Source organism: Pseudosulfitobacter sp. DSM 107133, from assembly GCF_022788695.1.
Classification (GTDB): domain Bacteria; phylum Pseudomonadota; class Alphaproteobacteria; order Rhodobacterales; family Rhodobacteraceae; genus Pseudosulfitobacter.
The window spans coordinates 2,850,557-2,873,839 of sequence record NZ_CP085154.1 but is presented as its reverse complement, the minus strand read 5'-3'; the positions used below and the strand labels follow the sequence as shown (position 1 = coordinate 2,873,839).

Below are 23,283 nucleotides of genomic sequence, written 5' to 3'. Positions count from 1 at the left end.
GCAGCGGACCGGGCGTTTCAGCCAACGGCACGGACAACCGGCTTGGATTTCCAATCGGGCAGGGTGGTGGGCGCACCGTAAAGATAGCCTTGCAAGCAGTTCACGCCAAGTTTGGTCAAAACCTGCGCGTCCACTTCGGTTTCGACGAATTCCGCAACTGTCATCATGTCGAAATGCTGTGCAATCGACACCATGGACCGCACCAGCGCCTGATTGTCGGTATCCTGTGCAATGCCCGAGACGAACTGGCCGTCGATCTTGAGGATGTCAAAGAAGAAGTCTTTGAAATAGCGCAAGGCCGTCTGGCCCGATCCGAAATCATCCAGCGCGAAACAAATGCCGCGTACCTGCCAGCGGTCCATAAAGTCGATGACCAGTTCCGGCACCGTCATGGCCGACCCTTCGGTGATCTCAAGGATCAGCCGCTCGGCAATGGTGGGGTTGCGATCCAGCCAGCGTTGCAGCGTGCGGGTCCATTTTGCATATCCGATCGAACGGGCCGACATATTGATCGACAGCCGCAATTGTGGCGTTTCGTGCAGGGCGCGCAGCCCCATCTGCAAGGCCAGAACGTCGATTTCGCGGCCCATTTCGGTGGCTTCAACCACATGCATAAAGTCGCGTGCGGGAATGACCCGTCCGGTTTCATCGGTGATGCGGATCAATGCCTCGTGAAAGCCGATGCGCGACGGATCACCCGACAGAACCACGGGTTGAAATGCCAGCAATGTTTGCTTGTGACGGATGGCATCGGCCACCATGTCCATCACCGACCCGTCACGGCGCGACACCGCAAAGGTTAACGGGTTTTCAGCCCCGGGCGGGATATCGGCAATGCGGCGTTTCTTCAGGTTCACGATCTTCTCCTGACTCGCGTGTTCGGCTTCCACTTTGTCGCCATATTCTCTAACAACGGCTTAATATTCTAATTCTAGCCAAATTGGCGGAGATGGCCGATGTGCGGGGAAATCACGGGCGATGACGGGATCAGCCGCTGCAATTGGGCAGGGTCCGAACCGATCTATCGCACCTATCACGATACCGAATGGGGCGTGCCCGAATACGACAGCCGCGCGCTGTGGGAGAAGCTGATCCTTGACGGGTTTCAGGCGGGCCTGTCATGGATTACCATTCTGAAAAAGCGGGAAAATTTCCGTGCGGCCTTTCGCGGTTTCAACCCGCGCGACATCGCCACATGGGGCGATGACGAGGTGGATCGGCTGGTGCAGGATGCGGGTATTATCCGCCATCGCGGCAAGATCACCGCGACCATTTCAAATGCCCGCGCGTGGTGCGCAATCGAGGACCGGGAAGGCTTTGACACCTACATGTGGCGCACTGTCGATTTCGCACCCTTGCAGCCAAAATATACGGCCCAGTCCCAGGTGCCACCCAGCACCGACCTCAGCGTGCGAATCTCCAAGCAGATGAAGAAAGACGGTTTCAAATTCTGCGGTCCCACAATCGTTTATGCATGGATGGAGGCCTGTGGTCTGGTCAACGATCATCTGACCACGTGCCACCGCCACGATGCGGTTGCGCAAATGGGCCGCGAAAACCCGTGGAAAGCCCGTTGACTCTGGTCCAAGCGGGCGTATAAGCGCCCCTTCATTGGTGTTGGTGGCCCCTGCAAGGGGATGCCTGTCGGGTGCAAGCCAGAGGACAACGCCCTTTATGAACCTAAATAAAGGAGACCAGCCGTGACCAAACGCACGTCTGCCAAGTACAAAATCGACCGCCGTATGGGCGAAAACATCTGGGGCCGCGCCAAATCGCCGGTCAACCGTCGTGAATATGGCCCCGGCCAGCACGGCCAGCGCCGCAAGGGCAAACTGTCGGACTTCGGTCTGCAGCTGCGCGCCAAGCAGAAGCTGAAAGGCTACTACGGCGACCTGACCGAAAAACAATTCCGCCGCATCTATGCCGAAGCCGAGCGTGTCAAAGGCGACACCGGTGAAAACCTGATCGGCCTGCTCGAGCGTCGCCTGGACGCCGTTGTCTACCGCGCGAAATTCGTGGCGACCGTGTTTGCGGCCCGTCAGTTCGTGAACCACGGCCACGTCCGTGTGAACGGCAAGAAAGTGAACATCCCGTCCTACCGCGTCAAAGAAGGCGACGTGATCGAAGTGCGTGACCGTTCCAAGCAGATGGCCGCCATCCTGGAAGCCACACAGCTGCCCGAGCGTGACGTGCCCGACTATATGGACGTCGACCATTCGAAACTGACCGCCACATTCGTGCGCACGCCTGCATTTGGCGATGTGCCTTATCCGGTGATCATGGAACCGAACCTCGTGGTCGAATTCTACGCCAAGAACTGATCAACCCGATCTGTTCCACAGCTTACGAAAGGCCGCGCACCGAGCGCGGCCTTTTTGCGTTTGGGGCGGGCAGGGCGATCACTGTCCAGCGGAACGATATGCCGCGCAATGCGGTGGGATTGTCACGCTGGGCACGCAAAACACTGCATGACCAAAAGAGCATGGCGCAGGCGCGTATGCCCCGCTAAAACAAGCCGCGAAGGAGCCAACCCATGACCCAAGCCATTGCGCCACAACCCGGCATTATGACAATCGACCCCTATGTGGGTGGCACCAGCCATGTGGCGGGCGTCGAAAACGCGGTGAAACTGTCGTCGAACGAAAACCCGCTTGGCCCCTCTGACAAGGCTATGGAAGCGTTTCGCCGCACGGCACACCAGCTGCACCGCTACCCGTCGACGGACCACGCGTCGTTGCGCGCCGCTCTGGCGCAGGTGCATGGCGTGGACGCCGAGCGGATTATCTGCGGTGCGGGATCGGACGAGATCATTGCATTCCTGTGTCAGGCCTATGCGGGGCCTGGCACCGAAGTTGTGCACACGGTCCACGGCTTTGGCATGTATGCTATCAGCGCCAAAGCGGCGGGGGCGACTCCGGTTGAAGTGCTGGAAGCCGACCGTGTCACCGACATCGACGCGCTGCTGGCGGCCTGCAACAAGAAGACGCGGCTGGTGTTCATCGCCAACCCCAACAACCCGACAGGGACGATGATTTCGGACGCCGAGATTGCACGTCTGGCCGACGGGTTGCCCAAGCAGGCCTTGCTGGTATTGGACGGTGCCTATGCCGATTATGTCGAAGGTTATGATGGTGGTTCTTCGCTGGTTGACAGCCGTCAGAACGTTGTGATGACACGCACCTTTTCCAAGCTTTACGGCCTGGGGGGGCTGCGCATCGGCTGGGGCTATGGTCCGGCGCATGTGATCGACGTGTTGAACCGCATTCGCGGACCGTTCAACGTAAGTCAGGCGGCGCTGGACACCGCCGAGGCGGCGGTGCGCGATGTGGCCTATGCCGACCATTGCCGCAGCGAGAATGCCCGTTGCCGTACAATTCTGGCCGAAGGGCTGGCCGCCCTGGGCGTGCCGTCTGATGTGAGCCATGCCAACTTTGTGCTGGCCCGATTTGGCAGCGCCGCCGAGGCCAACGCCTGTGATGCATGGTTGCAGAGTCAGGGATTGATCGTGCGCAAAGTGGCTGGCTACAAATTGCCTGCCGCGCTGCGGATCACTGTGGGCGATGAAAGCGCATGCCGTCGTGTTGTTCACGCGGTGCGCCAGTTCAAGGAAGGCAAAAGCGCATGACGGCTCTGGCGACGGCACCTGCGGCCCCAATCTACAACCGCATTGCGCTGATCGGTCTGGGGCTGATCGCGTCGTCGATGTACTGGGCCATCCAGCGCGGTGGTCTGGCGGGCGAGGTCACCGGCTATGCACGCAGTCAGGAAACCCGCGACACCGCGCGCCGCATCGGGCTGACCGACCGTGTCTGCGATACCGCAGCCGAAGCGGTGGCGGGCGCCGATCTGGTGGTGCTGGCGGTGCCTGTGGGCGCGATGGCTTCGGTCGCCGCCGAGATTGCGCCGCATCTGGCGCCGGGCACGACTGTGACCGATGTGGGGTCGGTCAAACGCAACGTCATCGAAAACGTCGGCCCGCACATGCCCGAAGGTGTGCATTTCATTCCGGGCCACCCGCTGGCGGGAACCGAGCATTCGGGGCCGGAGTCGGGCTTTGCGACGCTGTTCGACAACCGCTGGTGCCTGCTGGTTCCGGTTGAAGGCACGGAGCCTGCGGCCACCGCGAAACTGCGCAGCCTGTGGGAAGGTCTGGGTTCGAATGTCGAGGAAATGGATGCCGATCACCATGATCTGGTGCTGGCCGTCACCTCGCATACGCCGCACCTGATCGCTTACACGATGGTGGGCGTGGCCGATGATCTGGGCCGCGTGACCGATGGCGAAGTGATCAAATACTCGGCCGCCGGCTTTCGTGACTTTACCCGCATCGCGGCATCTGACCCGACCATGTGGCGCGACGTGTTCCTGACCAACAAGGACGCGACACTGGAAATTCTGGGCCGTTTCACCGAAGAGCTGTTTGCCCTGCAACGCGCCATTCGCACCGGCGACGGCGACCATTTGTTCGACTATTTCACCCGCACCCGTGCAATCCGGCGCGGGATTATCGAGGCGGGTCAGGACACCGATGCGCCGGACTTTGGCCGCACACCGCGCAAAGAGACGACATGAGGGCTGCGCTGTCTTTGATTTTGGCCGTCTGTGTGGCCACAACGGCGGCGGCCAAGGCCCCCAAGACCTCCCTTCGCCCGATTGCACGAGCCAACGAAGTGGTCGCACGGGCGCAGATTGATCCGTTGGGCGTGATTGTCCTGCAACCGGACCAAAGCGCTGTGCATCTGGCGATGGTGGCGTCCTTCACCGGCCCGAAGGTCGCCTTGCGCCCGTTCGTGCGCCCCAAGGCGCTGGAACACAAAGCGATGGCCAAGAAACGCAAGCGCGCCAAAGGTTCGGTGTGCGGCGACCTGGCGCTTCAAGGCACCTATATCGGTCCGGTGCCGGGGCGGATTGCGGCCTGTGGCATCGACGAGGCGGTCAAGCTGAGGTCGGTGTCTGGCGTCGTGCTCAGCCAGGAGGCCGTGATGGATTGCACGACGGCCAAGGCATTGAAAAAATGGACTGAACGCAGCGCAAAGCCCGCAATGGCGCGTCTGGGCGGTTTGACCGGATACCGCGTGGCGGCGCATTACACCTGTCGCACCCGCAACAACCAGCCTGGCGCGAAAGTGTCGGAGCACGGCAAGGGCCATGCGATCGACATCTCGGGGTTTCAACTGAAAAACGGCCAGATTGTCAGCGTTCAGGAAGGGTGGAATTCTGCGCGCTACAACAAGGCGCTGCGCAAGATGCACGCGGGGGCTTGCGGGCCCTTTGGCACGGTGCTGGGCCCGAATGCCGACCGCTTTCACCGCGACCATTTCCATTTTGACACGGCGCGTTATCGCAGTGGTTCGTATTGCCGATAGGTGATTGGGGCTTTGCCCCCGCCGCTTGCGCGGCTCCCCCAGGATATTTCGGGCCAAAAGAAATCTGGGGCGCTTGCCCTTTTCATCGCAGTGCGGATCGGATTTACCCTATGGACGGACAGAAGGGATAAGATGCGATGACGATGTGGGTTTTCGGCTATGGCAGCTTGCTTTGGAACCCCGGATTTCCGGTGGCGGACCGCGTGGTGGCGCGGTTGAAAGGGTATCAGCGATCATTCTGTATGCGCTCGATCCATCACCGTGGCTCTGAGGAAGAACCGGGGCTGGTGCTGGCGCTGGATGCGGTGGGCGCTGCGTCATGCGAAGGCATAGCAATGGCGGTTGCCGAGGGCGAGGAAGCGGCGACACTGGAGTATTTGCGCGCACGCGAGCTGATTTCGTCGGCCTATTACGAGGCGACGGTGTCGCTGCAACTGGTGGACGGGCGCGTTGTCGATGCGGTGGCCTATATTATTGACCCGGAACACGACCAGTATTGCGGCGACCTGCCACTGGAAGAACAGGCGCAGATTATCGCCAGGGCCGTGGGCGGACGTGGCCCCAATACCGAGTATCTGTTCAACACTGCCGATCATTTGAACCAGATTGGCCTGCAAGATGCCGATCTGGACTGGTTGGCGGCGCGTGTGCGGGCAATCTGTGCATAATCCCTTGGCCTTGATGGCAAATGTTCGTTATCGTTGCTGCAGAGCAGTAATTTAGGGCAAGGACCCGGGCGCATGTCGCAGATGGATCGCGAAACGCGGCCACAATTCTCACAACCGGTGCGTCAGATCGCACTGATGCTGATTGTGATCGCCCTGAGTGCCGGAATGGTCTTTGTTGCGGCCCCCAGCGTGCTGCCGGTATTCGAGGCCAACCCCTATCTAAACGGGTTTATCTTCTTTGTTTTCCTGATCGGCGTCGTGGCCTGTTTCTGGCAGGTCTTGCAGCTGATCGGATCGGTGCGGTGGATCGAAGGCTTTGCCGCCGACACGCTGGAAGGCGATGACAAGGCGCCGCAACTGCTGGCGCCGCTGGCGTCGTTGCTGCGCACGCGCGGGGCGCGGATGCAGGTTTCGGCCACCTCCACGCGGTCGATATTGGATTCGGTGGCCACGCGGGTCGACGAGGCGCGCGAGATCACGCGCTACATCGTCAACCTTTTGATTTTTCTTGGACTTTTGGGGACCTTTTACGGTCTGGCGACCACCGTTCCGGCATTGGTCGACACCATTCGCAGCCTGGCACCGCAAGAGGGTGACGCGGGCGTCGACGTGTTTGGCCGCCTGATGGATGGTCTGGATTCACAACTCAGTGGCATGGGCGTCGCCTTTGGATCGTCGTTGCTGGGTTTGGCGGGATCGTTGATCGTGGGGCTGTTGGAACTGTTTGCAGGCCATGGACAGAACCGGTTTTACCGCGAACTGGAAGAATGGCTAAGTTCGATCACGCGCGTCAGTTTTGCGTCGGGCGATGATGCGGCGGGTGACGGTCAGGTGATGGCGGGGGTGATTGATCATCTGGCCGGGCAGATGGAAACGCTGCAACAGATGTTCACACAGTCTGATATCTCGCGCACCATGGTCGACGAAAAGCTTGGCACGTTGGCCGATGCGATTCAGGGCATGACCCGCCAGATGCAACACGGCGACCCGGAGAATTCGGCGCTGGAGCGGGTGGCCGCGGGGCAGGAGCGGCTGATTGCACATCTGGAAGCACAGGGGACGGGCGACGGGATTGACGCGGAAAGCCGGATGCGGCTGCGGTCGATCGACGTGCAGATGCTGCGTATTCTGGAAGAGATTTCCGCAGGCCGTCAGGAAAGCCTGGCCGAGCTGCGCACCGATATTGCCGGGTTGGCCCAGGCGCTGTCAAAGCCGCGCGGGCAGAACCGGGGCAATCGTGGCCGCGGGGTCCAAAGCGGAACGGGCGACATCAAAGGTGACGGCTGATGGCTTTGTCGCGGCGCACGGGTTCGCGGTTTCAGGGGTCGATCTGGCCCGGCTTTGTCGACGCGATGACCGGACTGCTGCTGGTGCTGATGTTTGTGCTGACCATTTTCATGGTGGTGCAATATGTGCTGCGCGAAACCATCTCGGGGCAGGAAAGCGAACTGGACCAACTGGCCGGTGAAGTAGCGGCGCTGGCACAGGCGCTGGGGCTGGAAGAGCAGCGCGGCAACCAACTGGATGCGCGGCTTTCGGCGCTTTCAGCAACGCTGAGCGATGCCCAGCAACAGGTGTCGGATCAGGCGGCGCTGATCACTTCGCTGACCCAGCAACGTGATGCACAGGCCAGCGAACTGGCCGCCGCGCAGACACGGATTACCAGTTTCGAGGCGCAGGTGGCAGCCTTGCTTGCCGACCGCAATCAGGCCCAAGCTGCGGTTGCGGATTTGCAGGCAGAACAGACGCGGCTGTTGTCCGAGCAAGAGGCGCTGAATCTGGCGCTGGCGCAAGCGCGGGAAGAAATCGACGCCGGCACGGAAGCGGCACGACTGGCTGCGGCACGGCGCGAGGCACTGGATGCGCTGGTGGCGGATTTACGGGCCAGAAATGCCGAGGCTGAAGGGCAACTGGCGACGTTGAACAGCGCGCTGGCGGAAACCCAGACAGCGTTGAGCGAGGAAGAGGCGGCCAAACTTGCCGAAGCAGAAGCCGCCAAACTTTTGCGCGAACGGCTGAGTGAGGCAGATGCCGAACTGACCTCGATGACCCTGGCGCTGGAAGCGCAGCGCAAAAAGGCCGAAGAAACCCTGACCCTTCTGGCCGCCGCGCGCGCGGCCGAGGCGGATCTGGACACGCAACTGGTTGCGGCCCTTTTGCAGGTGGAAACCCTGAAAGGGCAGGCCGAAGGCACCGACAGCACAGTGCAGGAACTGGCCAGCCAGCGGCAGGCGCTGAGCGCGCAGAAGGAGGCCCTGGAAGGTCAGCTTGCGGCGCTGCAAGGGCAGCTGGACGTGGCACAGGCCACCATCGAGGCAGGCAGCGCCGAGACCCAGGATCTGCGCGCACGTCTCACAGCAGCCCTTGCCGATGTTACGGCGCAGACAGCTGCGGCAGAGGCGGCGAAATCAACCAGCGCCGATTTGCGCACACAGTTGCAGGCGGCTCTGGCGGCCAAGCTGGCAGCGGAAACAGAGGCGCAGAGCCTGAACGCTGATGCGGCGCAAGTGCGTGCGCAACTGGCCGCAGCGCTGGCGGCGAAACTGGCCGCCGAGAATGCCATCGACGAAACGATGACCGATGCAGAACGCCGCGCGGCGCTGTTGCAAACCGCGCGCGACAAACTGGCCGAGGAACAGGAAAAATCTGCCGCCGCCCAGCGAAAGACCGAGGTGCTGAATCAGCAGGTCGCGGCGCTGCGCGCGCAACTGGGGCAATTGCAGGCGCTGCTGGACGACGCCAAGACGCGGGACGAAGCTGCGCAGGTTGAACTGCAATCGCTGGGCCAGGACCTGAACACCGCTTTGGCGCGTGTGGCCGCAGAAGAGCGCCGCCGCCGTCTGCTGGAAGAGCAGGAGCGCAAGCGATTGGAAGCGGCAGCGCAGGATCTGGAAAAATACCGCTCGGAGTTCTTTGGCCGCCTGCGTGATGTCCTGGGCAATCAGGAAGGGGTGCGGATCGAAGGCGACCGGTTTGTGTTTTCTTCGGAAGTGCTTTTCCCGCCCGGTGCCGCCACCCTGTCCGAGGACGGACAGCGCGAGATTTCCAAAATCGCGGCAATCCTGCGCAGCGTGGCCAGCGATATCCCGCCCGAGATCAATTGGGTGATCCGTGTGGACGGGCACACCGACAACGTGCCGCTGTCGGGCTTTGGCGAATTTGCCGACAACTGGGAACTGAGCCAGGCGCGCGCGCTGTCGGTTGTGAAATATATGGTGAATTTCCTTGGTATTCCGCCGGACCGGCTGTCGGCCAACGGGTTTGGCCAGTACCAGCCTGTGAACACCGCGGACACCGACGCGGCGCGGGCGCAGAACCGCCGGATCGAATTGAAATTTACCGAGAAGTAAGTGCGTGGTGGTGCGCTGTGCGTCTGGGGGCTCTGCCCCCGGCGCTGGCGCGCCGCCCCCGGAGTTTGCCTGGCAAGATGAAGGAGGGCTTAGGCTCTGGACCCATTAATTCTATATACTCAGCGGCGATTTCGCGAAATTTCAAAGGTTTGGGGCGTGCAGCCAATAGTGGTTCTATTTGCAAGCGACCCAAGACGTTGAAATGAAGCGAAATCGCCGCCCTTCGGGTTTGACGGATTTTCCCGCAGCCTGCGGCGCATCTGCTTAAAATAGAACCACTATTCTTGCGCAAATGCTTCTTGTCTGCGAAAAAATCTGTCAAACTGAGTATATAGAATTAATGGGTCCAGAGCCTAGCGCAGGGTCATGCGGGCGCTGCGGCTGTCAATGTCGCGGCCCTGACGGATCAGCGTGACGGTGCCGGTGTAGGTGCCGCCGGGCCAGCGGGCCCGTTTCAGCCGTTTGCCGACAGCGCGGAAAAACTGGGCCTGTGGCTTTTCCAGCGTGGCACTTTGATCGACGATGGTGCCATCGGGTCCGGTCAGGGCGATGCGAAACCTGTCGCCCTTTTGGCCGCCAAAAGCAAAGCCATAGACGACCAAAGCCGGTGTTGTGGCCGAAAGGGACGGGGCGTTGGCCTGGCCTGATTTGACATCGCCATAGGCGGGAACGGTATCGGAAAAGCCCACGTCAAGAATGCCGCCGGGCCGGTAGGGCGGCGGGTCCTGCCACAGGGTATGCGTATCAGGGCTGCCGCAGGTGATCGCGCCATCGGGATCGAACGGGTCGATGGTGGCGCCATCGTGGCGCACGCTCAGGTGGACATGGGGAAATTGGGCGCGCCCGCTGTTGCCAACCTGTCCCAGCACCGCACCACGTTCGACCTGCTCGCCCGTGCGCACCGACAGGCTGCCCTTTTTCATATGGCAATATTGGGTTTCCCAGCCCTTGCCGTGGTCGATGACCACGCCATTGCCGCATTCACGGCCCGCAACCTCGGCGCTGTTATCCTTGGAATAGGTGCGGTCGGCCATGCCATCACGCACCCCTTTGACAGTGCCGGTGGCGCTGGCCAGAACATTCACGCCCGCCTGCATCTGTTTCAGGGTGGCCAGGCCAAAGTCGGTGCCTTTATGGGCGTCATAGCTGAGCGGGGCGCAGCGGTAGTCGAATGCGCCGGTGGTCGGGTCGTGATCGACATATTGCTGGATGAAACAGTCGCGCCCCAGATCGCAGGCTATCGGGGATGTCAAAACAGGTTCGCTCGCCGCAGGCATCCCTGCGGCGAGCGTGAGTGACAGTGCAGCGCAAAGCGTGCGGATCATTCCGCCGTCAGAAGGGGCGGCTTGTTGCCCGAAATCTGCGGTTTTTCCGGCCCTTCGACCTTGAGGTCGAGCACGCCGTTTTTCATGCCGACCTTGACCACGCCACCTTTGGCCAGTTTGCCAAAGAGCAGTTCTTCGGCCAGTGGCTTCTTGATGTATTCCTGGATCACGCGGCCCAAGGGGCGCGCGCCCATCTTGCTGTCGTACCCCTTGTCGGCCAGCCATTCAGCGGCGGGACGTGTCAGTTCGATGGTCACACCACGGTCCATCAGCTGTGCTTCGAGTTGCAGCACGAACTTTTCGACCACTTGCAGGATCACCGCCTTGGGCAGTGGGGCAAAGCTGATCACCGCGTCCAGACGGTTGCGGAATTCGGGCGTAAAGGTCCGTTCGATGGCGGCTGTGTCCTCGCCCTCGCGACGGTCACGGCCAAAGCCGATCGCCTCTTTCGCCTGTTCCGCCGCACCGGCGTTTGAGGTCATGATCAGCACCACGTTGCGGAAGTCCACCGTGCGACCGTTGTGGTCGGTCAGGCGGCCATGGTCCATGACCTGCAACAGGATGTTGTAGACATCCGGGTGCGCCTTTTCCATCTCGTCCAGCAGCAGAACGCAGTGCGGATGCTGGTCGATCCCGTCGGTCAGCAGACCGCCCTGATCGAAGCCGACATAGCCCGGAGGGGCACCGATCAGACGGCTGACCGCGTGTTTTTCCATGTATTCCGACATGTCGAACCGCAGCAGTTCCACACCCAGCGTATCGGCCAGCTGTTTTGCCACTTCGGTCTTGCCCACGCCGGTTGGTCCTGCGAACAGGTAGTTGCCGATGGGTTTCTCCGGCTCGCGCAGGCCGGCACGCGACAGTTTGATGGCCGAGGCAAGCGCCTCGATGGCGCTGTCCTGACCAAAGACCACCCGTTTCAGCGACCCTTCGAGGTCTTTCAGCACAGCGGCGTCGTCTTTCGATACGTTTTTCGGCGGGATGCGGGCGATCTTGGCCACCACGGCCTCGATCTCCTTGGTGCCGATGGTCTTGCGCCGCTTGTTGGCGACCACCAGATGCTGCGCCGCGCCGGCCTCGTCGATGACGTCGATGGCGCTGTCGGGCAGTTTGCGATCGTTGATGTACCGGCTGGCCAGTTCCACCGAGGTTTTGATCGCATCCGAGGTGTATTTGACCGAGTGGTGATCCTCGAAATAGGGTTTCAGACCACGCAGGATTTTCACCGCATCTTCGACCGACGGTTCGCTGACGTCGATTTTCTGGAACCGGCGCGACAGGGCGCGGTCCTTTTCGAAATGCTGGCGGAATTCCTTGTAGGTGGTCGAACCCATGGTGCGCAATTTGCCCCCCTGAAGCGCAGGCTTCAGCAGGTTGGACGCGTCCATCGCACCGCCCGATGTGGCACCGGCTCCGATGACGGTATGGATTTCGTCGATGAACAGAACCGCGTCCTTGTGCGCTTCCAGCTCGGTCACGACCGCTTTCAGCCGTTCCTCGAAATCACCGCGATAGCGTGTGCCGGCCAGCAATGCGCCCATGTCCAGCGAATAGATCGTGGTGTTGGCCAGAACCTCGGGCGTTTCGCCCGATACGATCTTGCGCGCCAGACCTTCCGCGATGGCGGTTTTGCCAACACCGGGGTCGCCCACCAGAAGCGGGTTGTTCTTGCGCCGGCGGCACAGAACCTGAATGCAGCGTTCGACTTCGCTGTCGCGTCCGATCAACGGATCAATTTCACCCTCACGCGATTTGGCGTTCAGATCGACGCAGTATTTCTCAAGCGCCGAATCCTTTTTCTCACCTTCGGTCACGCCCTGCGGCTCGTCCTCATGCTCGGGCGCGCCCGAGACGGGGCGCGGATCGCCAAAGGCGGGGTCTTTGGCGACGCCGTGGGCGATAAAGTTGACCGCATCATAACGGGTCATGTCCTGTTCTTGCAGGAAATAGGCCGCGTTGCTTTCGCGCTCGGCAAAGATCGCGACCAGCACGTTGGCGCCTGTCACCTCGGTGCGGCCCGACGACTGCACATGAATTGCCGCGCGTTGAATAACACGCTGGAACGCCGCTGTGGGCACGGCTTCGCTGCCGTCGATGTCTGTGACAAGGTTCGACAGATCCTCGTCGACGAATTCGTTCAGCGTCGTGCGCAGTTCGTCTACGTCTACGCTACAGGCCTGCATGACACGTTTGGCGTCGGGTTCGTCGACCAGCGCCAGCAGCAAATGCTCAAGCGTTGCGAATTCATGGCGGCGCTCGTTTGCCAGCGCCAGCGCGGAATGGATTGCTTTTTCCAATGTCGTCGAGAATGAAGGCACGCTCGTGCTCCTTCTGATCTGGGTCGGTGAAGGCGTTTGACGGCCCTGCTGCCAACCATGGCCTCATACTGTTAGAGTTTGGTTGATCGACGGCTGGCTTCAAGGGTTTTCTTTCATAATCCGGTCACAAAAGTGGCAAACCTGAAAGAAATGCTGTCGATTGTTGCGAATGGGGAGCTTCAAAACCGGTCGCGGCGGGCGCGGATTTCGGTAAAGACGTCCAGTGGCGTTGAATCTGCCATTTCCAGATGAGCGGCAATGGCAGGGTCTGAGGCGCGCAAAAAGGGGTTGGTGTCCATTTCAAGCTGAAGCCTGGATGGTACGGTGGGCATTCCGGCGGCGCGTTTCTCGGCGATGTCCTGTATCCGAGATATAAGTGCAGGGTTCTGCGGATCAACCGTGGCGGCGAATTTTGCGTTGGTGGTGGTGTATTCGTGGCCCGAACACACGGTGGTATCACCGGGCAGGGCGGCCAGTTTGGCCATGCTTTCCAGCATTTGCGCAGGGGTGCCCTCAAACAGGCGTCCGCATCCCAGGGCCATCAGGCTGTCGGCGGTAAACACCAGTTTGGATTCGGGGGTATAAAAAGCAATGTGGCCGATGGTGTGGCCGCTGACATCCAGAACTTCAAAAGAATCGCTGCCCAGGCGAAAGCTGTCACCCTCGGTCACGGCCAGATCCAGCGGTGGCAGGCGGTGGGCATCTGCGGCGGCACCCACAACCCTGGCCGGGTGATCGGCCAGCAGGTCGGGCAAGCCGTCGACGTGGTCCCAGTGGTGATGGGTCAGCAGCACATGGCTCAGCGTCCAGCCGCGCGCGGCCAGCGCCGCTTTGATCGGTCCGGCTTCGGGCACGTCGATCACCGCTGTTTCGCCGCTTTTGGCATCATGGACCAAAAAGGCATAGTTGTCTTCAAGGCAGGGAACGGTGACGAGTTCGAGAGGCATGGTCATTTCCTTCACGGTTGATAGGATCAGCGCGACCGCCAACTTGACTGATCCGATGAAGGGCTGCAATGCACCTCGACGTACAGGACTTGCGCAATTTTTATTATCGCAGCGCGCTGGGACGTGCCGCGCAGAAATCATTGCGCGGGCGCATGCTGGAACTGTGGCCCGAGGCCAAGGGCCAGACGGTGGCCGGATACGGCTTTGCCGTGCCGCTGCTGCGCCCCTATCTGCAAGACGCGCGTCGGGTGATGGCGCTGATGCCGGGGCCGCAGGGGGTCATGCCCTGGCCCGCGGGGCAGGCAAATGTGTCGGCGCTGATCGAAGAGACGATGTGGCCCATCGAGACCGGACATGTGGACAAGCTGGTGGTGATGCACGGGCTGGAAACCTCGGACCGTCCGCAGGATCTGCTGGAAGAATGCTGGCGGGTGCTGGGGCCGGGGGGCAAGGCGCTGTTTATCGTGCCCAACCGCGCGGGGCTGTGGTCGCGGCGGGACCGCACGCCGTTTGGCTACGGGCGGCCCTATTCGGCGTCGCAGCTGGAAACGCAGTTGCGCACGCATCAGTTCCTGCCCGAACGCCATGTGGGCGCGCTGTATCAGTTTCCATCGGGCAAACGTGTCTGGATGAAATCCGCAGCCATGTTCGAAGGGGTGGGGCGCGCCGTGCCCGGCATGATCGCGGGCGGGGCGTTTATGGTTGAAGCGACCAAGCTGGTCTATCCGCCCAAGGGCAAATCGAGCCGCGCGCGCAAACGGGCAAGCGTGCTGGAAGGGTTGACCGAACCCGTGGCGAAGCCTGTCTGAGTTCCAGACAGGGTTATCCGGCGGGGGCATTTTTGTCTTTGATCAGAGCGGAGCGCCTGATCGGCGGTCACGCCTTTGGAATGACGGGAGGCACTGCCATGAGTGGTAAGGTCACTAGGCTCTGGACCCATTAATCTTACATGCTCAGCGGCTATTTCACGAAATTTCAGTGGTTTGGGGTGCGCAGCCAATAGTGGTTCTATTTGCAAGCGGCCCAAGCCGTTGAAATCAAGTGAAATCGCCGCCCTTTCGGGTTTGACGGATTTTCCCGCTGGAAGCGTCACATCTGCTTGAAATAGAACCACTATTCCCGCGCAAATGCTCCTAACCAGCGAAAAAATCTGTCAAACTGAGCATGTAAGATTAATGGGCCCAGAGCCTAGGGCCCAGACCCTAAGCACGCGAAGTTGCAAATCGGTGCAGCATCCTCAAAAGCTTACTCGGTTCACCAATGCCCGGAATCGAGGCTCGAAGAGCCGCCGGGCAGCGCCCGACCGCCCGGACGGGCGGGCGCTTCTTCGCTGTATTGCAATTCTGCTTCCCCACGCCAAAGACGAGAAATTAAGTGGCATCCACTGACGTCCCAATGCCCACCCGCGGTCGGGCGCTGCCCGTTGTTGTTGGGTCGCTCTATCCTGCCATTCACTTCGTATTACCGAACCCCACCTCCAGCACTCCGCCAAAATCCGCCAGCGCCGAACGCGGCGTAATTTCCAACCCGTGACGTGTTCGTCTAGGCTGCGCGCAAACGCACGCGACTCTGGGAGGAGAGACCAATGAAAGACGCAGCCACCGCCTTGCCGGCAGCTATGGACATCAAGGACATGCCCGATCCGGCTGAAATGCCCTCGCTGAAAGGCAAGGTCTCGGAGGAAGAATGGGCGCTGCGCTGCCAGTTGGCGGCCACCTACCGGCTGTGCGCCATGCACGGCTGGACCGATCTGGTGTTCACCCACATCTCGGCACGGCTGCCCGACGAGGACGGGGCCGAGCGGTTTTTGATCAACCCTTACGGCGTGATGTTTGACGAGATGACGGCGTCGTCGCTGGTCAAGATCGACCTTGAGGGCAACATCTGTCAGGACACGCCCTACAACATCAATCCGGCGGGCTTCACCATCCATTCGGCCATACACGCGGCGCGCCATGATGCGGGCTGTGTGATCCATGTGCACACGCCTTACGGTGTTGCGGTGTCGGTGCAGAACGGCGGGCTGCGGCGCTATACACAGTTTTCGATGATCGTGAACAACGATCTGGCCTATCACGACTACGAAGGCATCGCCCTGGAACTGGACGAGCGGGAACGCATCGTCAACGATCTGGGCGACAAGTCGCTGCTGATGCTGCGCAACCATGGTACCCTGACGCTGGGGGCGAATTGTGCGATCGCTTTCCTGCGGATGTATTTCCTTGAGAACGCCTGCAAGACGCAGATTTTCGCGCAGGCAGCCGGAACCGAAAACCTGCATGAGGAGGATCAGGCAATGGCCGATACGGTGCAGGCACAGGCCGCAGGCGCGTTCACGCCGGGATATGGCGACAACCTGATCTGGCCGGGTCTGATGCGCAAACTGAAACGGACCAATCCGGGGTACGATCACTAGCACTTTTTGCGCGCGCAGGCAGGGGGCCGGCCCCCCGGCCTGCGGCCGTCCCCCGGAGTTTTTCGGGCAAAATGAAGCAGAGGGCCGCCGCGGGGTTGGGGGTGGTAAATTTGTGGTGAATGCCTCGGAATCGCTCATTCACGGCCTCTGATCCGAACAGTTTTTTAACAAATTCATTGGCGCAAAGGGTCGCAGTTGGCCTAAATATTTGAAATTAAAAGATAAGACCCTTTTGCACAGGGTGCTGTCCACAGTTGCGGGGTGCGCAGGGGTCTGATACATCCCCCCTGATTTCAGCGGATTGATGCCCATCAGCCCGCACCAACTCCCTCGTTCTGTCGTCGCGGATGCGGCGAAGACCGGGGCCAGACATTGGAAGGGTGGACGTGTCCGAACCAGCTTCGATCTCCACAGGCATCGCCAAGCGCTATGCGACTGCCGTCTACGACTTGGCCAAAGAGACCAAGGCCGTAAAAGCCATCGAGACCGATATTGCTGCCTTGCAAGATGCCATGGCACAGTCGGGCGACTTTAACGCTATGATCCATTCGCCGATCTACACCCGCGACCAGCAAGGCGCGGCCGTGACGGCGTTGGCGAAAAAGATGAAGCTGTCGGACGTGATGTCCAACACGCTGGCACTGATGGCGCAAAAGCGTCGTCTGTTTGTGCTGCCGCAGCTGGTGCAGACCCTGCGCGAGGTGATTGCCGAAGACAAAGGCGAAGTGACTGCTGATGTGACATCGGCCAAGGCACTGACCAAGACGCAATCGGACAAACTGGCCAAGACGCTGACCGCGTCGATGGGCAAAACCGTGACTATTCATGCGACCGTTGATGAAAGCCTCATCGGCGGTCTTGTCGTCAAAGTGGGCTCGAAGATGATCGACACGTCGATCCGCTCCAAGCTCAATTCCCTTCAGAATGCAATGAAAGAGGTCGGATAAATGGGTATCCAAGCAGCAGAAATTTCTGCGATCCTGAAAGACCAGATCAAGAATTTTGGTCAAGAAGCAGAAGTCGCCGAAGTCGGCCGCGTTCTGAGCGTCGGTGACGGTATCGCCCGTGTCTATGGTCTGGACAATGTTCAGGCCGGCGAGATGGTCGAATTCCCCGGTGGCATTCAGGGCATGGCCCTGAACCTGGAAAGCGACAACGTCGGTGTCGTGATCTTCGGGTCCGACCGCGACATCAAGGAAGGTGACGTTGTCAAACGCACCAACTCGATCGTGGACGTTCCCGTCGGTGACGAACTGCTGGGCCGCGTTCTGGACGGTCTGGGCAACCCGCTGGACGGCAAAGGCCCGCTGAACGCCAAAGAGCGTCGCGTGGCGGACGTCAAGGCACCGGGCATCATCCCGCGTAAATCGGTTCACGAACCGATGGCAACCGGCCTGAAATCGGTCGACGCGATGATCCCGATCGGCCGTGGCCAGCGCGAGCTGATCATTGGTGACCGTCAGACCGGCAAAACCGCCGTGGCCCTGGACGCGATCCTGAACCAGAAATCCTACAACGACGCCGCAGGCGACGATGAAAGCAAGAAGCTGTACTGCATCTATGTTGCCATCGGTCAAAAGCGTTCGACCGTTGCCCAGCTGGTGAAAAAGCTCGAAGAGAGCGGCGCCATCGAATATACCACAGTGGTTGCCGCCACCGCGTCGGACCCCGCGCCGATGCAGTACCTGGCACCCTATACCGCGACAGCCATGGCGGAATTCTACCGCGACAACGGCCGTCACGCGCTGATCATCTATGATGACCTTTCCAAACAAGCGGTGTCCTACCGCCAGATGTCGCTGCTGCTGCGCCGCCCGCCCGGCCGCGAAGCCTACCCCGGCGACGTTTTCTATCTGCACTCGCGCCTGCTGGAGCGTTCGGCCAAGCTGAACGAAGACAACGGCTCGGGCTCGCTGACGGCTCTGCCGATCATCGAAACCCAGGGTGGTGACGTTTCCGCGTTTATTCCGACCAACGTGATTTCGATCACCGACGGCCAGATCTTCCTGGAAACCGAACTGTTCTACCAGGGTATCCGTCCTGCTGTGAACACCGGTCTGTCGGTGTCGCGCGTTGGCTCGTCGGCGCAAACCAGCGCGATGTCCAGCGTTGCAGGCCCGGTGAAACTGTCGCTGGCCCAGTACCGTGAAATGGCGGCCTTCGCCCAGTTCGGTTCCGACCTTGATGCGTCGACACAGGCGTTGCTGAACCGTGGTGCACGTCTGACCGAGCTGATGAAACAGCCGCAGTATTCGCCCCTGACCAACGCCGAAATCGTCTGCGTCATCTTCGCAGGCACCAACGGCTTCCTGGACAAGGTTGCGATCAAGGACGTCGGCCGCTGGGAAGCGGGCATGCTGGCGCACATGCGCTCCAAGCATCAGGATGTTCTGGACTGGATCACAAACGAAGATCCCAAGATCAAGGGCGATGCCGCAGACAAGCTGCGTGCAGCTCTGGACACCTTCGCAACTGACTTCGCTTAAGGAGAGATAAGGCAATGCCAAGTCTCAAGGACCTTAAAAACCGGATCCAGAGTGTGAAGAACACTCGGAAGATCACTAAAGCCATGCAAATGGTGGCCGCGGCGAAACTTCGCCGCGCCCAGGAAGCTGCCGAACAGTCGCGGCCCTATACAGAGCGGTTCAATGCCGTGATGGCAGGGCTGGCGGGTTCCGTTGGCGGATCTGACAGTGCGCCCAAGCTGCTGAGCGGCACGGGCAGTGACCAGACCCACCTGTTGGTCGTCATGACCGCGGAACGTGGCCTGTGCGGCGGTTTCAACGCGAACATCTCGAAAAAGGCCAAGGCCAAGGCAGCGGAATTGGAAGCGGCGGGCAAGACCGTCAAAATCCTGACCGTTGGCAAAAAAGGCCGTGACGCCATGAAACGTGATCTTGGATCGCGCTTTGTGGGCCACGTCGACCTGACCGAGGTCAAGCGTGTCAGCTACCCCGACGCGCAAGGCATCGCCAAGGACATCCTTGGCCGCTTTGACGCTGGTGAATTTGATGTTGCCACGATCTTCTATGCGAAGTTCGTGAACGTTGTGAGCCAGACGCCCACAGCACAACAGATCATTCCGTTCGAGGTGCCTGCCGAGGCGGTTGCCGATGTCGATGGCTCGACCGTCTATGATTACGAGCCCAGCGAAGAGGCCGTTCTGGCTGATTTGCTGCCGCGTGCGATTGCGACGGCGATCTTCTCGGCTCTGCTGGAAAACGGGGCGTCCGAACAGGGCGCACGGATGTCCGCAATGGACAACGCCACCCGCAACGCAGGCGACATGATCGAAAAGCTGACCATTCAGTACAACCGTTCGCGTCAGGCCGTGATCACCAACGAGCTGATTGAAATCATTTCGGGCGCCGAGGCGCTCTAAGACAAACCGGAGTTATACGACATGGCAAAAGCAGTCGGAAAAATCACCCAAGTCATCGGGGCCGTCGTCGACGTGCACTTCGAAGACAACCTGCCAGAGATCTTGAACGCTCTGACAACTGAAAACAACGGCCGCCCGCTGGTTCTGGAAGTTGCCCAGCACCTTGGCGAAAACACCGTGCGTACCATTGCGATGGACGCCACCGAAGGTCTGGTCCGCGGCGCGCCCGTGTCGGACACCGGTGCGCCTATCCAGGTGCCCGTTGGTCCCGGCACTTTGGGCCGCATCCTGAACGTCACCGGCGACCCCGTTGACGAAAAGGGCCCTGTTGACGCGACAGAAACACGTTCGATCCATGGCGAAGCGCCTGCCTTCGACCAACAGTCGACAGCGACCGAGATCCTGACCACAGGCATCAAGGTTATCGACCTGCTGGCCCCCTACACCAAGGGTGGTAAAATCGGTCTGTTCGGCGGTGCCGGCGTGGGCAAAACCGTTCTGATCATGGAACTGATCAACAACATCGCAAAAGTGCACTCGGGTGTGTCCGTGTTCGCCGGTGTTGGTGAGCGGACCCGTGAAGGCAACGACCTTTACTACGAAATGATCGAATCCGGCGTTATCGTTCCCGACAACCTGCCGGAATCGAAAATTGCGCTGGTTTACGGCCAGATGAACGAGCCTCCCGGTGCGCGTATGCGGATCGCTTTGACCGGCCTGTCGCTGGCGGAACAGTTCCGTGACGACACAGGTTCGGACGTTCTGTTCTTCGTCGACAACATCTTCCGCTTTACCCAGGCGGGTTCGGAAGTGTCGGCTCTGCTGGGCCGTATTCCTTCGGCTGTGGGCTATCAGCCGACACTGGCGACCGACATGGGCGCCATGCAGGAACGCATCTCGTCGACCAAGAACGGTTCGATCACTTCGGTTCAGGCCGTGTACGTTCCCGCGGACGACTTGACCGACCCCGCGCCTGCGACATCCTTTGCCCACCTCGATGCGACAACCGTTCTGGACCGCTCGATCTCGGAAAAAGGCATCTATCCCGCCGTGGACCCGCTGGGCTCGACCTCGCGTCTGCTGGATCCGCTGATCATCGGTGACGAACACTACAAGGTCGCAACCGACGTGCAGCAGGTTCTGCAACGCTACAAGTCGCTGCAAGACATCATCGCGATTCTGGGCATGGACGAACTGTCGGAAGAAGACAAACTGGCCGTTGCCCGTGCGCGTAAGATCGAACGCTTCCTGTCGCAGCCTTTCGACGTTGCGAAAGTGTTCACCGGTTCGGACGGTGTGCAGGTTCCTCTGGAAGACACCATCTCGTCGTTCAAGGCGGTTGTGGCCGGTGAATACGATCACCTGCCCGAAGGTGCCTTCTACATGGTTGGTGGCATCAACGAAGTGATCGCCAAAGCCGAAAAAATGGCGGCTGACGCGGCCTAAATCCCAATCACCGATCCCGGATGGCAGGCAGTGCTGTCCGGGTGACGTGACTGATCCAAGGGGACTAAAATGGCAGATATGCAATTCGATCTGGTTTCGCCCGAGCGCAGCCTTGCCTCGCACGCGGCGACCGCGGTTTCGATCCCCGGCGCCGATGGGGATCTGACCGTGATGGCCGGCCACGCGCCGACCATTACCACGCTGCGTCCCGGCCTGTTGAAGGTCGAGGCCGACGGCAAGACAGCCGAATACGTTGTCACCGGCGGCTTTGCCGAGATCAACGCCGAAGGCGTGACCGTTCTGGCGGAACGCGCCATGGCGCGTGGTGACATCACTCAGGAACATCTCGACGAGATGTACGAAGAAGCCGAGAATATGTACAAGACGGCCAAGGAAAACTTCCACAACGAGCCGGGCCCCGTCGATGACGCGGCCAAGCTGCTGGGCGACATGGTCGCCATGGGCAGCGAGATCGGCCTGAGCACCAAACAGCCAAACCTGTAAGCTCTGACTTCAAATCGTTGAAAAGGCCCCGAAATTTTCGGGGCCTTCTTGCATTCAGGCGACATTGTTGTGCATTCTGCGGTTCGCGCCAACTCTGTGCCGTCGGGATCCAAGAATGAAGAAATTGCGAAACAATTTGATCGGCATCGAACAGGGCGACCCTGTGTTGTTCTCGGATTTCGAGGACGGTGGCGAGATGTGGACCGGGCGCGGCCAACGCGAGCGGCGGCGGCGGATTTCATTTTCTGAACCGTTCCGCAGTCCGCCAGCGATTCAGATCGCGATCAGCCTGTGGGATATGGATGCCACAACAGTGATCCGCGCCGACATTGCCAGCGAGACGATTACCGAAAGCGGGTTTGATCTGGTGTTTCGCACATGGGGCGACACCCGCGTCGCGCGGATACGGGTCGGGTGGACGGCCATCGGTGAATTGGTCGACCCAGAAGACTGGGATCTGTACTGAACCGGGGCAGGGGGCGCTGCCCCCGCGCCTGTGGCGCTCCCCCGGAGTTTATCTGGCAAGATGAAGTTGGGTGATTACTCGGCGGCGTACATACCGTCGTAGATCGGGCCCAGCGTGTCCTGTTCAAAGAGCGAACTGACCGAGGTGCCGTTCCAGATGTTCAGGATGGCCTGGGCAAAGATCGGCGCAGTTGGGACCACACGGATGTTCGGCGCGCCAAGGATGGCCTGGGTGGGGGCGATCGTGTCGGTGATCACCAGCGATTTCATCACCGACTTGGTCACACGCTCGACGGCCGGGCCGCTCATGACGCCGTGGCTGATGTAGCTGTGCACTTCCTTGGCGCCGTTTTCCATCAGCACTTCGGCGGCTTTGCACAGGGTGCCGGCGGTGTCGCACATGTCATCGACGATCAGGGTGATTTTGTCTTTGACGTCACCGATCACGGTCATTTCGGCAATCTCGCCGGGTTTCTCGCGGCGCTTGTCGACGATGGAGAGCGGCGCGTTCAGGCGTTTGGCCAGTTCGCGGGCGCGGGCCACGCCGCCGACATCGGGAGAGACGATCATCAGCTCATTCATGCGGCCACGGAACTGGTTGGCGATATCCAGTGCAAAGATCGGCGAAGCATAGAGGTTGTCGACAGGGATGTCGAAGAAGCCCTGAATTTGCGCGGCGTGCAGGTCCATGGTCAGAACCCGTTCGACACCGGCGCTGACCAGCATGTTGGCCACCAGCTTGGCACTGATCGGCGTGCGGGCCTTGGTGCGGCGGTCCTGGCGGGCATAGCCGAAATAGGGGATCACGGCGGTGATGCGGGCGGCGGACGAGCGGCGCAGCGCGTCGCACATGATCAGCAGTTCCATCAGGTTGTCGTTGGCCGGGTTAGACGTGGGCTGGATAATGTACATATCCTCGCCGCGGACGTTTTCGAAAACTTCGACGAATATTTCACCATCGTTGAACCGTTCGACGCGGGCGTCAACCAGACCCATTTTCTTGCCACGGTGCATCGACATCCTGCGTGCGATGGCCTGTGCAAGCGGCTGGTTGGCGTTTCCGGCGATCAGCTTGGGTTCCTGAACGTGTGGCATG

21 protein-coding genes are annotated in these 23,283 nt (G+C 60.5%); 16 read left to right on the top strand and 5 right to left on the bottom strand.

What is annotated here, in order from left to right; genetic code table 11:
* Window positions 1-17: 17 nt before the first annotated feature.
* Window positions 18-860 (bottom strand): EAL domain-containing protein, encoded by an 843-nt coding sequence (locus DSM107133_RS14165; protein ID WP_240310336.1) that lies wholly within the window; start codon window positions 858-860, stop codon window positions 18-20.
* 96 nt (window positions 861-956) lie between these two features.
* Here DSM107133_RS14165 and DSM107133_RS14160 point away from each other — a divergent pair, with 96 nt between their 5' ends.
* The 8 genes from DSM107133_RS14160 to DSM107133_RS14125 all read left to right on the top strand — a co-directional run bounded on the left by DSM107133_RS14160 (window position 957) and on the right by DSM107133_RS14125 (window position 9,384).
* The gene (locus tag DSM107133_RS14160) at window positions 957-1,577 is read left to right on the top strand and encodes a DNA-3-methyladenine glycosylase I (protein ID WP_114291509.1); all 621 of its coding nucleotides are present in this window, start codon (window positions 957-959) and stop codon (window positions 1,575-1,577) included.
* 123 nt (window positions 1,578-1,700) lie between these two features.
* The gene (rpsD, locus tag DSM107133_RS14155; RefSeq protein WP_114291510.1) at window positions 1,701-2,321 is read left to right on the top strand and encodes a 30S ribosomal protein S4; all 621 of its coding nucleotides are present in this window, start codon (window positions 1,701-1,703) and stop codon (window positions 2,319-2,321) included.
* A gap of 212 nt (window positions 2,322-2,533) precedes the next feature.
* Window positions 2,534-3,625: a histidinol-phosphate transaminase gene (hisC, locus tag DSM107133_RS14150; protein WP_114291511.1), complete on the top strand. Its 1,092-nt coding sequence runs from the start codon at window positions 2,534-2,536 to the stop codon at window positions 3,623-3,625.
* On the top strand, window positions 3,622-4,572 hold the full coding sequence (locus tag DSM107133_RS14145) for a prephenate/arogenate dehydrogenase family protein (protein ID WP_114291512.1): 951 nt from the start codon (window positions 3,622-3,624) through the stop codon (window positions 4,570-4,572). The genes hisC and DSM107133_RS14145 overlap by 4 nt, the downstream gene beginning before the upstream one ends.
* Window positions 4,569-5,366: an extensin family protein gene (locus DSM107133_RS14140; protein ID WP_114291513.1), complete on the top strand. Its 798-nt coding sequence runs from the start codon at window positions 4,569-4,571 to the stop codon at window positions 5,364-5,366. The genes DSM107133_RS14145 and DSM107133_RS14140 overlap by 4 nt, the downstream gene beginning before the upstream one ends.
* A gap of 137 nt (window positions 5,367-5,503) precedes the next feature.
* Window positions 5,504-6,034, top strand: a complete 531-nt coding sequence (locus DSM107133_RS14135) for a gamma-glutamylcyclotransferase (protein ID WP_114291514.1) — start codon at window positions 5,504-5,506, stop codon at window positions 6,032-6,034.
* Between the two features lie 72 nt (window positions 6,035-6,106).
* The gene (locus DSM107133_RS14130) at window positions 6,107-7,321 is read left to right on the top strand and encodes a biopolymer transporter ExbB (protein ID WP_114291515.1); all 1,215 of its coding nucleotides are present in this window, start codon (window positions 6,107-6,109) and stop codon (window positions 7,319-7,321) included.
* Window positions 7,321-9,384: a peptidoglycan -binding protein gene (locus tag DSM107133_RS14125; protein ID WP_114291516.1), complete on the top strand. Its 2,064-nt coding sequence runs from the start codon at window positions 7,321-7,323 to the stop codon at window positions 9,382-9,384. Before DSM107133_RS14130 ends, DSM107133_RS14125 begins: the two co-directional genes overlap by 1 nt.
* A 353-nt stretch (window positions 9,385-9,737) precedes the next feature.
* On the opposite strand, the gene DSM107133_RS14120 is transcribed toward DSM107133_RS14125, so the two are convergent.
* The 3 genes from DSM107133_RS14120 to gloB all read right to left on the bottom strand — a co-directional run bounded on the left by DSM107133_RS14120 (window position 9,738) and on the right by gloB (window position 13,974).
* Window positions 9,738-10,709 carry a M23 family metallopeptidase gene (locus DSM107133_RS14120; protein ID WP_114292660.1) on the bottom strand — a complete coding sequence of 324 codons (972 nt, stop codon included), beginning with the start codon at window positions 10,707-10,709 and terminating at the stop codon, window positions 9,738-9,740.
* Window positions 10,706-13,027 carry an ATP-dependent Clp protease ATP-binding subunit ClpA gene (gene clpA, locus DSM107133_RS14115; RefSeq protein ID WP_114292661.1) on the bottom strand — a complete coding sequence of 774 codons (2,322 nt, stop codon included), beginning with the start codon at window positions 13,025-13,027 and terminating at the stop codon, window positions 10,706-10,708. Before clpA ends, DSM107133_RS14120 begins: the two co-directional genes overlap by 4 nt.
* A gap of 179 nt (window positions 13,028-13,206) precedes the next feature.
* A complete protein-coding gene (gene gloB / locus DSM107133_RS14110; RefSeq protein ID WP_205387779.1) occupies window positions 13,207-13,974 on the bottom strand; it encodes a hydroxyacylglutathione hydrolase in 768 nt (255 codons plus the stop codon).
* A gap of 68 nt (window positions 13,975-14,042) precedes the next feature.
* On the opposite strand from gloB, the gene DSM107133_RS14105 reads away from it, so the two are divergent.
* The 8 genes from DSM107133_RS14105 to DSM107133_RS14070 all read left to right on the top strand — a co-directional run bounded on the left by DSM107133_RS14105 (window position 14,043) and on the right by DSM107133_RS14070 (window position 22,188).
* The gene (locus tag DSM107133_RS14105; protein ID WP_114292663.1) at window positions 14,043-14,783 is read left to right on the top strand and encodes a methyltransferase domain-containing protein; all 741 of its coding nucleotides are present in this window, start codon (window positions 14,043-14,045) and stop codon (window positions 14,781-14,783) included.
* A gap of 776 nt (window positions 14,784-15,559) precedes the next feature.
* Window positions 15,560-16,390, top strand: coding sequence for a class II aldolase/adducin family protein (locus DSM107133_RS14100; protein ID WP_240310462.1), 831 nt, complete (start codon window positions 15,560-15,562; stop codon window positions 16,388-16,390).
* 386 nt (window positions 16,391-16,776) lie between these two features.
* Window positions 16,777-17,337: a F0F1 ATP synthase subunit delta gene (locus DSM107133_RS14095; protein ID WP_114292702.1), complete on the top strand. Its 561-nt coding sequence runs from the start codon at window positions 16,777-16,779 to the stop codon at window positions 17,335-17,337.
* Window positions 17,338-18,876: a F0F1 ATP synthase subunit alpha gene (gene atpA, locus DSM107133_RS14090; protein WP_114292664.1), complete on the top strand. Its 1,539-nt coding sequence runs from the start codon at window positions 17,338-17,340 to the stop codon at window positions 18,874-18,876. It abuts the gene before it with no gap.
* Window positions 18,877-18,890: 14 nt separating this feature from the next.
* Window positions 18,891-19,772, top strand: a complete 882-nt coding sequence (locus DSM107133_RS14085) for a F0F1 ATP synthase subunit gamma (protein WP_114292665.1) — start codon at window positions 18,891-18,893, stop codon at window positions 19,770-19,772.
* A gap of 21 nt (window positions 19,773-19,793) precedes the next feature.
* Window positions 19,794-21,218 carry a F0F1 ATP synthase subunit beta gene (atpD, locus tag DSM107133_RS14080; RefSeq protein ID WP_114292666.1) on the top strand — a complete coding sequence of 475 codons (1,425 nt, stop codon included), beginning with the start codon at window positions 19,794-19,796 and terminating at the stop codon, window positions 21,216-21,218.
* A 69-nt stretch (window positions 21,219-21,287) separates the two neighbouring features.
* A complete protein-coding gene (locus tag DSM107133_RS14075; protein WP_114292667.1) occupies window positions 21,288-21,722 on the top strand; it encodes a F0F1 ATP synthase subunit epsilon in 435 nt (144 codons plus the stop codon).
* A gap of 115 nt (window positions 21,723-21,837) precedes the next feature.
* Window positions 21,838-22,188, top strand: coding sequence for an H-type lectin domain-containing protein (locus DSM107133_RS14070; RefSeq protein WP_114292668.1), 351 nt, complete (start codon window positions 21,838-21,840; stop codon window positions 22,186-22,188).
* A 74-nt stretch (window positions 22,189-22,262) separates the two neighbouring features.
* On the opposite strand, the gene DSM107133_RS14065 is transcribed toward DSM107133_RS14070, so the two are convergent.
* Window positions 22,263-23,282 (bottom strand): ribose-phosphate pyrophosphokinase, encoded by a 1,020-nt coding sequence (locus tag DSM107133_RS14065; RefSeq protein ID WP_114292669.1) that lies wholly within the window; start codon window positions 23,280-23,282, stop codon window positions 22,263-22,265.
* Window position 23,283 lies beyond the last annotated feature (1 nt).